We start from the raw sequence: 13427 nt of genomic DNA on the forward strand, positions 1-13427 counted from the left end.
GAGTCATCAAATGATCGATTATGAAGTATTGCGTTTTATCTGGTGGCTGCTGGTTGGCGTTCTGCTGATCGGTTTCGCCGTCACGGATGGTTTCGACATGGGGGTGGGGATGCTCACCCGTTTCCTCGGTCGTAATGACACCGAGCGTCGAATCATGATCAACTCCATCGCCCCGCACTGGGACGGTAACCAGGTGTGGCTGATCACCGCAGGCGGCGCGCTGTTCGCTGCCTGGCCGATGGTCTACGCGGCTGCGTTCTCCGGTTTCTATGTGGCGATGATTCTGGTGCTGGCCTCTTTATTCTTCCGTCCGGTCGGTTTCGACTACCGTTCGAAGATTGAAGATACCCGCTGGCGCAACATGTGGGACTGGGGCATCTTCATCGGTAGCTTCGTTCCACCGCTGGTGATCGGCGTGGCGTTCGGTAACCTGCTGCAGGGCGTACCGTTCCACCTGGACGAGTACATGCGTCTTTACTACACCGGTAACTTCTTCCAGCTGCTGAATCCGTTTGGTCTGCTGGCCGGTGTCGTCAGCGTGGCGATGATCATCACTCAGGGCGCAACCTACCTGCAGATGCGTACCGTGGGCGAGCTGCATCTGCGCTCCCGCGCGACGGCTCAGGTTGCTGCGCTGGTTACGCTGGTCTGCTTCGCGCTGGCCGGTGTGTGGGTGGTGTACGGCATTGATGGCTACGTGGTGACGTCTGCGATTAACCACACCGCACCGTCTAACCCGCTGACCAAAGAAGTGGCGCGTCAGGCGGGAGCATGGCTGGTGAACTTCAACACTACCCCTGTGCTGTGGGCGATCCCGGCGCTGGGCGTGCTGCTGCCGCTGCTGACCATGTTGACGTCTCGTCTGGAAAAAGGCGCGCTGGCGTTCGTGTTCTCTTCACTGACTCTGGCATGCATCATCCTGACGGCGGGTATTGCGATGTTCCCATTCGTCATGCCATCCAGCACCATGCTGAATGCTAGCCTGACCATGTGGGATGCAACGTCCAGCCATATGACGCTGAACCTGATGACGTATGTTGCTTGCGTGTTCGTTCCGATTGTTCTGGCCTACACCATCTGGTGTTACTGGAAAATGTTCGGCCGCATCACGAAAGAACATATCGAAAGCAACACCCACTCTATGTATTAAGTAAGGAGCTGAATATGTGGTATTTCGCATGGATTTTAGGGACGCTTCTTGCCTGTGCATTTGGTGTCATCACTGCCCTGGCGCTTGAGCACGTTGAAGCGACCAAAGCGGGTGAAGAAAAACACTGATGAATATTATCGCGAAACTTTACGCGGTAATGGATAAGCGCCCGTTACGGGCGCTTTCTTTAGTGATGGCATTACTGCTGGCAGGCTGTATCTTCTGGGACCCTTCGCGCTTTGCAGCGAAAACCAGCGAGCTTGAAATCTGGCACGGCTTCCTCATCATGTGGGCGGTGTGCGCAGGTGTGATCCACGGCGTAGGCTTTCGTCCGAAAGCCGTTTACTGGCAGGGAATTTTTTGCCCGCCGATCGCCGATCTGGTGCTACTCGCCGGTTTGATTTTCTTCTTCTTCTGAATAAGAAATGTCCGTTAACGTTATGGGCTTACCCGAGCCCATAAAAATTTACTCTCCGTTTACTTTCCCCCATTCCAAACCATCTTTCCCGCGCGTATAGTAGCGAAGTTTAAAAGCTCTAACTTTTGTTGCATTACTGGGATGTAAAGTGAATACAACGCTGTTTCGATGGCCGGTTCGTGTCTATTACGAAGATACCGATGCCGGTGGTGTGGTTTACCACGCCAGCTACGTTGCTTTTTATGAACGGGCACGCACAGAGATGCTGCGCCATCATCACTTTAGTCAACAGGTGCTGTTGGCTGAGCGAGTTGCCTTCGTGGTACGCAAGATGACGCTTGAGTATTTTGCGCCTGCCAGACTCGACGATATGCTCGAAGTCCAAACTGAAATTACATCAATGCGCGGGACCTCACTGGTTTTCACGCAGCGGATAGTCAACGCAGAGAATACCGTACTGAACTCAGCTGAAGTGCTGATTGTTTGTGTTGATCCAACCATAATGAAGCCTCGTGCGCTTCCTAAGTCTATTGTCGCGGAGTTTAAGCAGTGACTGACATGAATATCCTTGATTTGTTCCTGAAGGCAAGCCTTCTGGTTAAACTTATCATGTTGATTTTGATTGGTTTTTCAATCGCATCCTGGGCCATCATCATCCAGAGAACGCGTATCCTCAATGCCGCTGGCCGTGAGGCTGAAGCGTTTGAAGATAAGTTCTGGTCGGGCATTGAGCTTTCTCGTCTGTACCAGGAGAGCCAGGGACGTCGTGAAAACCTGACCGGCTCCGAGCAAATTTTCTATAGCGGCTTCAAAGAGTTCGCCCGTCTGCATCGTGCAAACAATCATGCGCCGGAAGCGGTGGTGGAAGGTGCCTCGCGTGCGATGCGCATTTCGATGAACCGCGAGCTGGAAAACCTTGAAACGCATATTCCGTTCCTCGGTACTGTCGGTTCCATCAGCCCGTATATCGGCCTGTTTGGTACCGTGTGGGGGATCATGCACGCCTTTATCGCGCTGGGCGCGGTGAAGCAGGCCACGTTGCAGATGGTTGCACCGGGTATCGCTGAAGCACTGATTGCGACCGCTATCGGTCTGTTTGCGGCAATTCCTGCGGTTATGGCTTACAACCGTCTGAACCAGCGCGTGAACAAACTGGAACTGAACTACGACAATTTTATGGAAGAGTTCACTGCGATTCTGCACCGTCAGGCGTTTACCAGCACCGAGAGCAACAAGGGGTAAACCATGGCCAGATCGCGTGGACGAGGTCGTCGCGAGCTCAAGTCCGAAATCAATATCGTTCCACTGCTGGACGTCCTGCTGGTACTGCTGCTGATCTTCATGGCAACAGCGCCAATCATTACCCAGAGCGTGGAAGTGGATCTGCCGGATGCGACAGAATCACAGGCGGTGAGCACCAATGACGATCCTCCGGTTATCATTGAGGTTTCCGGCGTAGGGCAATACAGCGTCGTGGTAGAAAAAGATCGTATGGATCAGCTGCCACCTGAGCAGGTTATTGCCGAAGCGCAGCGTCGCCTGGAGTCAAATCCGAAAACGGTCTTCTTAATCGGTGGCGCGAAAGACGTACCCTACGATGAAATTATTAAAGCGCTGAACTTGCTACATAGTGCGGGTGTTAAGTCAGTTGGCTTAATGACCCAACCTATTTGATCATCCGCGTAGTTTTTGGGAACCGATAGTGTCAAAGGCAACCGAACAGAACGACAAGCTTAAGCGAGCGATAATCGTCTCCGCAGTGCTGCACGTTATTCTTTTTGCAGCGCTGATCTGGAGTTCGTTCGACGAGCATATTGATGCATCAGCCGGCGGCGGTGGAGGGTCTTCCATTGACGCCGTGATGGTGGATCCCGGTGCGGTAGTACAGAACTATAATCGCCAACAACAACAGAAGGCGAGTGCAAAACGGGCTGAAGAGCAGCGTGAAAAACAGGCGCAACAGCAAGCGGAAGAACTGCGTGAAAAGCAGGCCGCAGAGCAGGAGCGTCTTAAGCAGCTTGAGAAAGAACGTTTGCAGGCGCAGGAAGCCGCGAAAGCGCAGGCAGAACAGCAGAAACAAGCCGAAGAGGCCGCGAAAAAAGCACAGGAACAGCAAAAGCAGGCGGAAGAGGCGGCAGCAAAAGCCGCAGCGGACGCGAAAGCACAGGCTGATGCCCAGGCGAAATTAGCGGCAGAAGCGGCGAAGAAAGCGGCTGCTGACGCCCAGAAGAAAGCGGAAGCCGAAGCGGCGAAGAAAGCGGCCGCTGATGCTCAGAAGAAAGCCGAAGCGGAAGCCGCGAAGAAAGCCGCAGCTGATGCTCAGAAGAAAGCAGAAGCGGAAGCCGCGAAGAAGGCGGCTCAGGAAGCAGAGAAGAAAGCTGCTGCCGAGGCCGCGAAGAAAGCGGCTGCTGCAGAGAAAGCAGCAGCAGAAAAAGCCGCAGCAGAAAAAGCGGCAGCCGCCGAAAAAGCCGCTGCTGACAAAAAAGCTGCAGCTGAGAAGGCCGCTGCCGATAAGAAAGCAGCAGCTGAAAAAGCGGCTGCTAAAAAGGCTGCCGCCGCTGAAAAAGCCGCTGCTGCCGCAGGGGTTGACGATCTGCTGGGCGATTTGAGCTCCGGTAAGAATGCGCCGAAAACGGGCGGTGGGGCGAAAGGAAACAACGCAGCGCCGACCGGAAGTGGTAACACTAAGAGTAACGGTGCGACAGGGGCTGAAATCAACGGTTATGCCGCGCAGATTAAATCCGCTATTGAAAGCCGATTCTATGATGCGTCTTCCTATACCGGTAAAACGTGTACGTTGCGTATAAAACTGGCTCCGGACGGCATGCTGCTGGATATTAAGTCTGAAGGTGGCGACCCGGCTTTATGTACTGCGGCCCTGGCTGCAGCGCGTCAGGCGAAGATGCCTAAACCGCCTTCGCAGGCAGTCTACGAAGTCTTCAAAAATGCGCCGCTGGACTTCAAACCTTAAGTTACATTTTCCCCGTGCAAACGGGGAAAAATAGACCAGGTTTAGTCACAGGGTTCGGGTAGTTTTGTCTATTTGAGTTTGTTAACATTCTGCTAAATTATCGTGGGTAAGGTTACCCGGATAAGGGAGATATGATGAAGCAGGCATTACGTGTAGCATTTAGTTTTTTAATGCTGTGGGCAGCAGTACTGCACGCAGAAGTACGTATCGAGATCACCCAGGGGGTGGACTCGGCACGCCCAATCGGTGTTGTTCCGTTCCAGTGGGCCGGTCCTGGCGCTGCACCTGAAGATGCCGGTGGCATCGTGGCGGCTGACCTGCGTAACAGCGGTAAATTCAACCCGTTAGATCGTTCTCGTCTGCCTCAGCAGCCGGGTAGCGCGCAGGAAGTTCAGCCTGCAGCATGGTCTGCACTGGGTATTGATGCCGTGGTTGTGGGTCAGGTTACCCCTAATCCGGACGGTTCTTACAACGTGGCCTGGCAGCTGGTGGATACCGGCGGTGCACCAGGTACCGTTCTGGCCCAGAACTCTTACAAGGTCACTAAGCAGTACCTGCGCTACGCGGCACACGCTGCCAGCGATGCGGTATTTGAAAAACTGACCGGCATTAAAGGCGCGTTCCGTACCCGTATCGCGTACGTGGTCCAGACCAACGGTGGTCAGTTCCCGTATGAGCTGCGCGTATCTGATTACGATGGCTACAACCAGTTCCTGGTGAAACGCTCTTCGCAGCCACTGATGTCTCCAGCCTGGTCTCCGGACGGTTCTAAGCTGGCGTATGTCACCTTCGAAAGCGGCCGTTCTGCGCTGGTTATCCAGACGCTGGCAAACGGTGCGGTTCGTCAGGTGGCGTCTTTCCCACGTCACAACGGTGCGCCTTCGTTCTCTCCAGACGGCTCTAAACTGGCGTTTGCGCTGTCAAAAACCGGTAGCCTGAACCTGTACGTGATGGACATTGGCTCTGGCCAGATCCGTCAGGTGACCGACGGTCGCAGCAACAACACCGAACCTTCATGGTTCCCGGACAGTCAAAACCTGGCGTTTACCTCTGACCAGGCCGGCCGTCCACAAATCTACAAAGTCAATATTAACGGCGGTGCTCCGCAGCGTATTACCTGGGAAGGTTCTCAGAACCAGAACTCAGACGTGAGCAGCGACGGTAAATTTATGGTAATGGTCAGCTCCAACGGCGGGCAGCAGCACATTGCCAAACAAGATCTGGTAGCGGGTGGCGTGCAAGTTCTGTCGTCAACGTTCCTGGATGAAACGCCAAGTCTGGCACCTAACGGCACTATGGTAATCTACAGCTCTTCTCAGGGGATGGGATCTGTGCTGAATCTGGTTTCTACAGATGGGCGTTTCAAAGCGCGTATTCCGGCAACTGATGGACAGGTAAAATCACCTGCCTGGTCGCCGTATCTGTAAATAATAATTAATTGATTACTAAAGGAATCATAGAAATGCAACTGAACAAAGTGCTGAAGGGGCTGATGATCGCTCTGCCTGTAATGGCAATCGCAGCGTGTTCTTCTAACAAGAACGCCAGCAATGACCAGAGCGGCGAAGGCATGATGGGTGCCGGCACCGGTATGGACGCGAACGGCAATGGCAACATGTCTTCTGAAGAGCAGGCGCGTCTTCAGATGCAGCAGCTGCAGCAGAACAACATCGTTTACTTCGATCTGGATAAATACGACATCCGTTCTGACTTCGCTGCGATGCTGGATGCGCACGCTAACTTCCTGCGTAGCAACCCATCTTACAAAGTCACCGTAGAAGGTCACGCGGACGAACGTGGTACTCCAGAGTACAACATCTCCCTGGGTGAACGTCGTGCTAACGCTGTTAAAATGTACCTGCAGGGTAAAGGCGTTTCTGCTGACCAGATCTCCATCGTTTCTTACGGTAAAGAAAAACCTGCAGTACTGGGTCACGACGAAGCGGCTTACTCCAAAAACCGTCGTGCCGTACTGGTTTACTAAGAGAATTGCATGAGCAGTAACTTCAGACATCATCTGTTGAGTCTGTCGTTACTGGTTGGAATAGCGGCCCCCTGGGCCGCTTTTGCTCAGGCACCAATCAGTAGTGTCGGCTCAGGCTCGGTAGAAGACCGGGTCACTCAACTCGAGCGTATTTCTAACGCTCACAGCCAGCTTTTAACCCAACTCCAGCAACAACTTTCCGATAACCAGAATGATATTGACTCTCTCCGCGGCCAGATTCAAGAAAGCCAGTATCAGCTTAATCAGGTTGTGGAACGTCAGAAGCAAATCTTGTTGCAGATAGATAGCCTGAGCAGCGGTGGTGGTGCAGCAGCGCAGCCAGCCGCAGGCGATCAGAGCGGTGCGGCGACGTCTACGCCAGCGCCATCTGCTGATACGTCTGCCTCAACAGGCGCGCCTGTACAGAGCGGTGACGCGAATACGGATTACAATGCGGCCATTGCCCTGGTGCAGGATCAATCTCGTCAGGATGACGCGATTGCTGCGTTTCAGAGCTTTGTTAAGAAATACCCTGATTCCACTTATCAGCCAAATGCCAATTACTGGCTCGGTCAGTTGAATTACAACAAGGGTAAAAAGGACGATGCGGCGTTTTATTTTGCCTCGGTGGTGAAAAATCACCCAAAATCGCCGAAAGCGCCAGATGCGATGTATAAGGTTGGCGTGATCATGCAGGACAAAGGCGACACGGCGAAAGCCAAAGCGGTTTATCAGCAGGTGGTCGCAAAATTCCCGGGTACCGAAGGTGCTAAGCAGGCGCAAAAACGTCTGAATTCGATGGGATGATTATCGCATGACCAGAAATAGCGTTATTTCTGGTCGTGCAGCATGATTACTAAGCAGTTAAGTGATCTTCATCGAAATTTTTGTTGCGCAGAATTCTTAAATCAGTAATATATGCCGCCGTTGCCACGGGATATCAAACAACGTGAAAGCAGCATAAAAGTGGGTCGTTAGCTCAGTTGGTAGAGCAGTTGACTTTTAATCAATTGGTCGCAGGTTCGAATCCTGCACGACCCACCACTTAACGCAGTTCCGGCAGTACAGAGTGGGTGATTAGCTCAGTTGGTAGAGCATCTCCTTTACACGGAGGGGGTCGGCGGTTCGAGCCCGTCATCACCCACCACTCGGGTCGTTAGCTCAGTTGGTAGAGCAGTTGACTTTTAATCAATTGGTCGCAGGTTCGAATCCTGCACGACCCACCACTTCGAAGAAAAAAATCCCGCAAGGGGTCGTTAGCTCAGTTGGTAGAGCAGTTGACTTTTAATCAATTGGTCGCAGGTTCGAATCCTGCACGACCCACCAGTGTAGAAAGGCGCCCTAAAGGCGCCTTTTTGCTATCTGCGGTACAACAAATGCTCCGCCCATCTATTCCCGGTGACTTTTCACGCCAGATTCGCTATCTTGTTTAGTATACAAAACACAATTGCCACGCGTTTTGCTATGTCAGGCAAATGAAAGGCAATATTGTTAAGCCCGTAAAACGAGAAGCCATAATGAGTGTGATGTTTGATCCTGAAGCCGCAATCTATCCGTTTCCGCCTAAGCCTGTCCCGCTGAGCCAGGACGAAAAGCAGTTCTACCGCGAGAAGATTAAACGTCTTCTTAAAGAGCGCGACGCGGTGATGGTGGCCCATTACTACACCGACCCGGAAATTCAGCAGCTGGCGGAAGAGACCGGCGGCTGCATTTCTGACTCACTGGAGATGGCGCGCTTCGGTGCACGACATCCCGCTTCCACGCTGCTGGTGGCCGGCGTGCGTTTTATGGGCGAAACGGCAAAGATCCTGAGCCCGGAAAAAACCATTCTGATGCCCACGCTTAACGCGGAGTGTTCCCTGGATCTCGGCTGTCCGATTGACGAATTCACGGCCTTCTGTGATGCCCACCCTGACCGGACCGTGGTGGTTTACGCGAACACCTCGGCAGCAGTGAAAGCGCGGGCAGACTGGGTGGTCACGTCAAGCATCGCCGTTGAGCTGATTGAACATCTGGACAGCCTGGGTGAGAAGATTATCTGGGGGCCTGATCGCCATCTCGGCAACTATGTTCAGAAGCAGACGGGGGCTGACGTACTCTGCTGGCAGGGCGCCTGTATCGTTCATGATGAGTTCAAGACGCAGGCGCTGGCGCGCATGAAGGCGCTTTATCCTGACGCCGCCATTCTTGTGCACCCTGAATCTCCGCAGTCGATTGTCGGCATGGCGGATGCGGTGGGTTCAACCAGCCAGCTTATTAACGCGGCCAGAACGTTGCCTCACAAGCAGCTCATCGTGGCGACCGATCGCGGTATCTTCTACAAGATGCAGCAGGCCGTGCCGGAGAAAGAGCTTCTCGAAGCGCCTACGGCAGGCGAGGGGGCAACGTGCCGCAGCTGTGCGCATTGCCCGTGGATGGCGATGAACGGCCTGAAAGCGATTGCCGAAGGGTTAGAAACCGGTGGTGCGGCGCATGAAATCCACGTGGATGCTGCCCTGCGTGAAGGCGCGTTAATTCCGCTTAACCGCATGCTGGATTTTGCGGCTACACTACGTACTTAATTCACTACGCCCCGGGGAAAAGATGGATTTTTTTAGCACACAGAACATTCTGGTTCATATACCGATTGGTGCAGGTGGCTATGACCTGTCATGGATTGAGGCCGTTGGTACGCTGGCGGGATTATTGTGTATCTGGCTGGCAAGCCTTGAGAAGATCAGCAATTATGCGTTCGGGCTGATTAACGTCACGCTGTTTGCGATTATCTTCTTCCAGATCCAGCTGTACGCCAGCCTGATTTTGCAGCTGTTCTTCTTCGCCGCCAATATTTACGGCTGGTATGCGTGGTCGCGTCAGAACAGCCAGCAGGAGGCAGAGCTGCAGATTAGCTGGCTGCCCTTGCCGAAAGCCATCGCCTGGTTTGTCGCCTGCGTGGTGGCCATTGGCTTAATGACCGTCTTCATCAATCCGGTATTTGCGTTCCTGACCCGCATTGCCGTTTCGGTCATGTCCGGCATCGGCCTGAACGTGACGATGCCAGAACTCCAGCCGGATGCTTTCCCGTTCTGGGATTCCTGCATGATGGTGCTGTCGATTGCGGCGATGATTCTGATGACCCGTAAATACGTTGAGAACTGGCTGCTGTGGGTCATCATCAACGTTATCAGCGTGGCGATCTTCGCCCTGCAGGGCGTCTATGCCATGTCGCTGGAATATCTGTTGCTGACCTTCATCGCGCTGAACGGTAGCCGGATGTGGATTAACAGCGCGCGTGAGCGAGGCTCTCGCGCGCTTTCCAGCTAGTGGTCATGATGATGTGAATGACCGGACTGCGCCTCGTTAAGGTGGCAGTCCGGTCCGCTACAGGGCTGATACTCCATCTGAACGGTGGCATGGCTAATGTCGTAGTGATGTTCCAGGAAGTGCTGGATGCGATCGAGCAGCGCATCGTGGTCGTGAGGCGGGATCACCTGGACATGAAGCGTCATGACCGGTTTCTCCCCCACCAGCCAGACGTGCACGTGGTGGACATTACGGACTTCCGGAACAGTACGGCGCAGGTTGCGCTTAAGCTCGTCGATGTCCATGGATGCCGGAGCCCCTTCAAGCAGTTCATTCACGCTCTCCTTCAGCAGCCGCCAGGCGCTGCGCAAGACCAGACACGACACCAGCACGGACAGAATCGGATCGACAGGCGTCCAGCCGGTATAGAGGATCACCAGCGCGGCGACAATCGCCCCGACTGAACCGAGCAAGTCCCCCAGCACATGCAGAGCCGCCGCGCGCACGTTGAGGTTCTTTTCCTCGCTGCCGCGGTGCAAAATCCAGAAGGCCAGGATATTCGCCACCAGCCCTGCCACGGCAATCACCATCATTGTCGCCCCGGCAATCGGCTGAGGATGTCTGAAGCGCTGAATGGCCTCCCAGACGATAAGAATGGTAATGACCACCAGGGCAATCGCGTTAACAAAGGCGGCAAGGGTCGTCAGCCTCAGCCAGCCGAAGGTATGGCGTGTATTGGGGGGACGACGGGCAAACTGTACGGCCAGAAGGGCGAAAAGTAGCGCCGCTGCATCGGTAAGCATATGCCCGGCGTCAGCCAGTAGCGCCAGAGAGCCGGAGACCAGACCGCCGATGACCTCAATAATCATGAAGGTTGCGGTGACGCCGAAGGCCAGCAGCAATCGTTTAGCGTTGTCGTCGCCGGCGGCGTGGGAATGTGTGTGTGCCATGTTATCTTTCCTGATTCGTTATCGTTTTTAGTGTAGCGTTTTTAATAGGTTACTCAAAAAGAAAGGAGAGCCTTAGCTCTCCTTTTATCATTAATTTCACAGCCGGTTACTGAGTCGTACCATCTGTTTTGGTATTGGCATCATCCCCCACTTTGTCATTCGGGTCGGGACATTTGCCATCTTTACACATGGAGTTCTTATGAACTTCATCTTTGCTCATGCTGTCATGATTCATGGTGCCGGAGTCGGTACCGTTGGGGTGCAGCATGGTGCCGCCGGTGTTGGTGTTTCCATTATTGATCTGACTATTATCGACATTGTTCGGGGCGACGTTCTGTTTGGCATCAGGGGCGACCTGGCCTGCTGACGCAGCCGCGTTTGCATCACCGTTACCCGATGAGCCCGTTTCGGCCGCAAGAACGCTACCGCTGGCCAGGGTGAGGGTGGCGGTCAGGAAGAGGGTTGCCAGTTTTGTCATTTTCATCATGGTGCTCCTGTTCTTGTCGTTACGCTGGATAACATTTTCCAACAGTGCATCTTTTTCAGAGGCGAAAGATTCCGCCATACGGACTTACGTCAGTCGGGAATCGCGTTTAAGCGTGTAAAAATGGTTGTTACAGTTAAAAAGCTTAGGTTAGATCTCGTTTTTCGCTATTTTGTGGCGATTTTTAGGCGAATTCCAGGAATTATCTGCGTGAAGTGTAAAACCGTGTTTACACTTCCTAAGCGACAAGATAGATTGAAAGGATTGCTTTCATTACTAAAGATATGGCAGAGCTGGAACGAAGATGAATTATCAGAATGACGATTTACGTATTAAAGAGATCAATGAGTTATTACCTCCTGTAGCACTCCTTGAGAAATTCCCCGCCACTGAAAATGCCGCAAACACGGTTTCTCATGCTCGTAAAGCGATCCATAAGATCCTGAAAGGTAATGACGATCGTCTTCTGGTGGTGATTGGCCCATGCTCTATCCACGATCCTGCTGCCGCGAAAGAATACGCAGCCCGTCTGCTCACCCTGCGTGAAGAGCTGAAGGATGAGCTGGAAATCGTGATGCGCGTCTATTTTGAAAAACCGCGCACCACCGTTGGCTGGAAAGGGCTGATTAACGATCCGCACATGGATAACAGCTTCCAAATCAACGACGGCCTGCGCATTGCGCGCAAGCTGCTGCTGGAGATTAACGACAGCGGGCTGCCTGCGGCCGGTGAATTCCTGGACATGATTACGCCCCAGTATCTGGCAGACCTGATGAGCTGGGGGGCAATTGGTGCCCGCACTACTGAATCTCAGGTTCACCGCGAGCTGGCGTCCGGTCTCTCTTGTCCGGTGGGCTTCAAAAACGGCACTGACGGCACCATTAAGGTGGCTATCGACGCCATCAACGCAGCGGGCGCACCGCACTGCTTCCTGTCCGTGACCAAATGGGGCCACTCCGCCATCGTTAACACCAGCGGTAACGGTGACTGCCATATCATTCTGCGCGGCGGCAAAGAGCCGAACTACAGCGCAAAGCATGTGGCCGAAGTCAAAGTCGGGCTGGAAAAAGCCGGGCTGCCACCGCAGGTGATGATCGATTTCAGCCACGCCAACTCAAGCAAGCAGTTTAAAAAGCAGATGGAAGTGGGCGCAGATGTCTGTCAGCAGATTGCCGGCGGTGAGAAGGCGGTAATTGGGGTGATGATCGAAAGTCATCTGGTTGAAGGTAACCAGAACCTGGAAGGCAGCGAGCCGCTGGTGTACGGCAAGAGCGTGACCGATGCCTGCATCGGCTGGGACGATACCGACGCCATCCTGCGCCAGCTGGCGAATGCGGTGAAAGCGCGTCGCGGTTAATTCTGACGGCTCAAATAAAAAAGCGCGGACGGTTCCGCGCTTTTTTTATGGTCAGCGAAAATTACTTCGCTTTACCCTGGTTCGCAACGGCCGCCGCTTTCGCTGCGATTTCGTCCGCGTTACCCAGGTAGTAGTGTTTGATTGGCTTGAAGTTTTCGTCGAACTCATACACCAGCGGTACGCCAGTTGGGATGTTCAGTTCGAGAATTTCGTCTTCACCCATGTTGTCCAGGTATTTCACCAGCGCACGCAGGGAGTTACCGTGAGCGGCGATAATCACGCGCTCGCCGCTTTTCAGACGTGGCAGAATGGTTTCGTTCCAGTAAGGCACAACGCGGTCGATGGTCAGCGCCAGGCTCTCGGTGGTTGGCAGCTCAGCGTCGGTCAGTTTCGCGTAACGCGGGTCGTGGCCCGGGTAGCGCTCGTCATCTTTGGTCAGCTCTGGTGGGGTGACCGCGAAGCCGCGACGCCACTGTTTAACCTGCTCGTCACCGTATTTCTCAGCGGTTTCCGCTTTGTTCAGGCCCTGCAGCGCACCGTAGTGACGCTCGTTCAGTTTCCAGGATTTCTCAACCGGCAGCCAGGCCTGGTCCAGTTCGTCCAGCACGTTCCACAGGGTATGGATGGCACGTTTCAGCACAGAGGTGTAAGCAAAATCAAAGCTGAAGCCTTCTTCCTTCAGCAGTTTACCTGCTGCTTTTGCTTCGCTTACGCCTTTCTCGGACAGATCAACGTCGTACCAACCGGTAAAGCGGTTTTCGTTGTTCCACTGGCTTTCGCCGTGACGCACCAGAACCAGCTTAGTAATAGCCATCTCTTACTCCTCAAGCA

16 protein-coding genes and 4 tRNA genes are annotated in these 13427 nt (G+C 53.7%); 17 read left to right on the forward strand and 3 right to left on the reverse strand.

The genetic code is table 11. The features are described from left to right. Positions 1 to 10 precede the first annotated feature (10 nt). From cydB to pnuC, 16 genes are all read left to right on the forward strand, one after another. Positions 11 to 1150 (forward strand): cytochrome d ubiquinol oxidase subunit II, encoded by a 1140-nt coding sequence (gene cydB / locus L362_RS20540; protein WP_008501099.1) that lies wholly within the window; start codon positions 11 to 13, stop codon positions 1148 to 1150. A 14-nt stretch (positions 1151 to 1164) separates the two neighbouring features. Continuing rightward, complete coding sequence (cydX, locus tag L362_RS20535) at positions 1165 to 1278, forward strand: cytochrome bd-I oxidase subunit CydX (RefSeq protein WP_003858598.1); 114 nt, start codon at positions 1165 to 1167, stop codon at positions 1276 to 1278. Continuing rightward, positions 1278 to 1568 (forward strand): cyd operon protein YbgE, encoded by a 291-nt coding sequence (gene ybgE, locus L362_RS20530; protein ID WP_023343602.1) that lies wholly within the window; start codon positions 1278 to 1280, stop codon positions 1566 to 1568. The genes cydX and ybgE overlap by 1 nt, the downstream gene beginning before the upstream one ends. Before the next feature lie 148 nt (positions 1569 to 1716). After that, a complete protein-coding gene (gene ybgC, locus L362_RS20525) occupies positions 1717 to 2121 on the forward strand; it encodes a tol-pal system-associated acyl-CoA thioesterase (protein WP_003858593.1) in 405 nt (134 codons plus the stop codon). Further along, positions 2118 to 2810 carry a Tol-Pal system protein TolQ gene (gene tolQ / locus L362_RS20520; protein WP_008501101.1) on the forward strand — a complete coding sequence of 231 codons (693 nt, stop codon included), beginning with the start codon at positions 2118 to 2120 and terminating at the stop codon, positions 2808 to 2810. Before ybgC ends, tolQ begins: the two co-directional genes overlap by 4 nt. Positions 2811 to 2813: 3 nt before the next feature. After that, a complete protein-coding gene (gene tolR / locus L362_RS20515; protein ID WP_003858589.1) occupies positions 2814 to 3242 on the forward strand; it encodes a colicin uptake protein TolR in 429 nt (142 codons plus the stop codon). A 28-nt stretch (positions 3243 to 3270) separates the two neighbouring features. After that, entirely contained in the window at positions 3271 to 4539 is a 1269-nt protein-coding gene (gene tolA / locus L362_RS20510; RefSeq protein WP_008501102.1) for a cell envelope integrity protein TolA, read from the forward strand. Between the two features lie 134 nt (positions 4540 to 4673). After that, positions 4674 to 5966 (forward strand): Tol-Pal system beta propeller repeat protein TolB, encoded by a 1293-nt coding sequence (gene tolB, locus L362_RS20505; protein ID WP_008501103.1) that lies wholly within the window; start codon positions 4674 to 4676, stop codon positions 5964 to 5966. Between the two features lie 35 nt (positions 5967 to 6001). Continuing rightward, entirely contained in the window at positions 6002 to 6523 is a 522-nt protein-coding gene (gene pal / locus L362_RS20500) for a peptidoglycan-associated lipoprotein Pal (protein WP_003858578.1), read from the forward strand. Positions 6524 to 6532: 9 nt separating this feature from the next. Continuing rightward, the gene (cpoB, locus tag L362_RS20495) at positions 6533 to 7330 is read left to right on the forward strand and encodes a cell division protein CpoB (protein WP_023343603.1); all 798 of its coding nucleotides are present in this window, start codon (positions 6533 to 6535) and stop codon (positions 7328 to 7330) included. 161 nt (positions 7331 to 7491) lie between these two features. After that, positions 7492 to 7567, forward strand: a tRNA-Lys gene (locus L362_RS20490). A gap of 27 nt (positions 7568 to 7594) precedes the next feature. Further along, positions 7595 to 7670 (forward strand) — tRNA-Val (locus L362_RS20485). A 3-nt stretch (positions 7671 to 7673) separates the two neighbouring features. Then, positions 7674 to 7749: transfer RNA gene (locus tag L362_RS20480), tRNA-Lys, on the forward strand. Between the two features lie 24 nt (positions 7750 to 7773). Then, positions 7774 to 7849, forward strand: a tRNA-Lys gene (locus tag L362_RS20475). A gap of 191 nt (positions 7850 to 8040) precedes the next feature. Next, positions 8041 to 9084: a quinolinate synthase NadA gene (nadA, locus tag L362_RS20470; RefSeq protein WP_023343604.1), complete on the forward strand. Its 1044-nt coding sequence runs from the start codon at positions 8041 to 8043 to the stop codon at positions 9082 to 9084. Positions 9085 to 9106: 22 nt separating this feature from the next. Next, the gene (pnuC, locus tag L362_RS20465) at positions 9107 to 9826 is read left to right on the forward strand and encodes a nicotinamide riboside transporter PnuC (RefSeq protein WP_023343605.1); all 720 of its coding nucleotides are present in this window, start codon (positions 9107 to 9109) and stop codon (positions 9824 to 9826) included. Here pnuC and zitB read toward each other — a convergent pair. Both zitB and L362_RS20455 read right to left on the reverse strand, forming a co-directional pair. Then, positions 9823 to 10755, reverse strand: a complete 933-nt coding sequence (gene zitB / locus L362_RS20460) for a CDF family zinc transporter ZitB (protein WP_008501107.1) — start codon at positions 10753 to 10755, stop codon at positions 9823 to 9825. The genes pnuC and zitB overlap by 4 nt on opposite strands. A 106-nt stretch (positions 10756 to 10861) precedes the next feature. Beyond that, positions 10862 to 11239, reverse strand: coding sequence for a YbgS-like family protein (locus L362_RS20455; protein ID WP_008501109.1), 378 nt, complete (start codon positions 11237 to 11239; stop codon positions 10862 to 10864). Positions 11240 to 11543: 304 nt separating this feature from the next. Here L362_RS20455 and aroG point away from each other — a divergent pair, with 304 nt between their 5' ends. Then, entirely contained in the window at positions 11544 to 12596 is a 1053-nt protein-coding gene (gene aroG, locus L362_RS20450; protein WP_008501110.1) for a 3-deoxy-7-phosphoheptulonate synthase AroG, read from the forward strand. Between the two features lie 61 nt (positions 12597 to 12657). On the opposite strand, the gene gpmA is transcribed toward aroG, so the two are convergent. Continuing rightward, positions 12658 to 13410, reverse strand: coding sequence for a 2,3-diphosphoglycerate-dependent phosphoglycerate mutase (gene gpmA / locus L362_RS20445; RefSeq protein WP_008501111.1), 753 nt, complete (start codon positions 13408 to 13410; stop codon positions 12658 to 12660). Between the last annotated feature and the right edge of the window lie 17 nt (positions 13411 to 13427).

Origin of the sequence: Enterobacter sp. MGH 16 (assembly GCF_000493175.1) — a bacterium.
In the GTDB taxonomy this organism is placed as follows: Bacteria; Pseudomonadota; Gammaproteobacteria; order Enterobacterales; family Enterobacteriaceae; genus Enterobacter; species Enterobacter roggenkampii.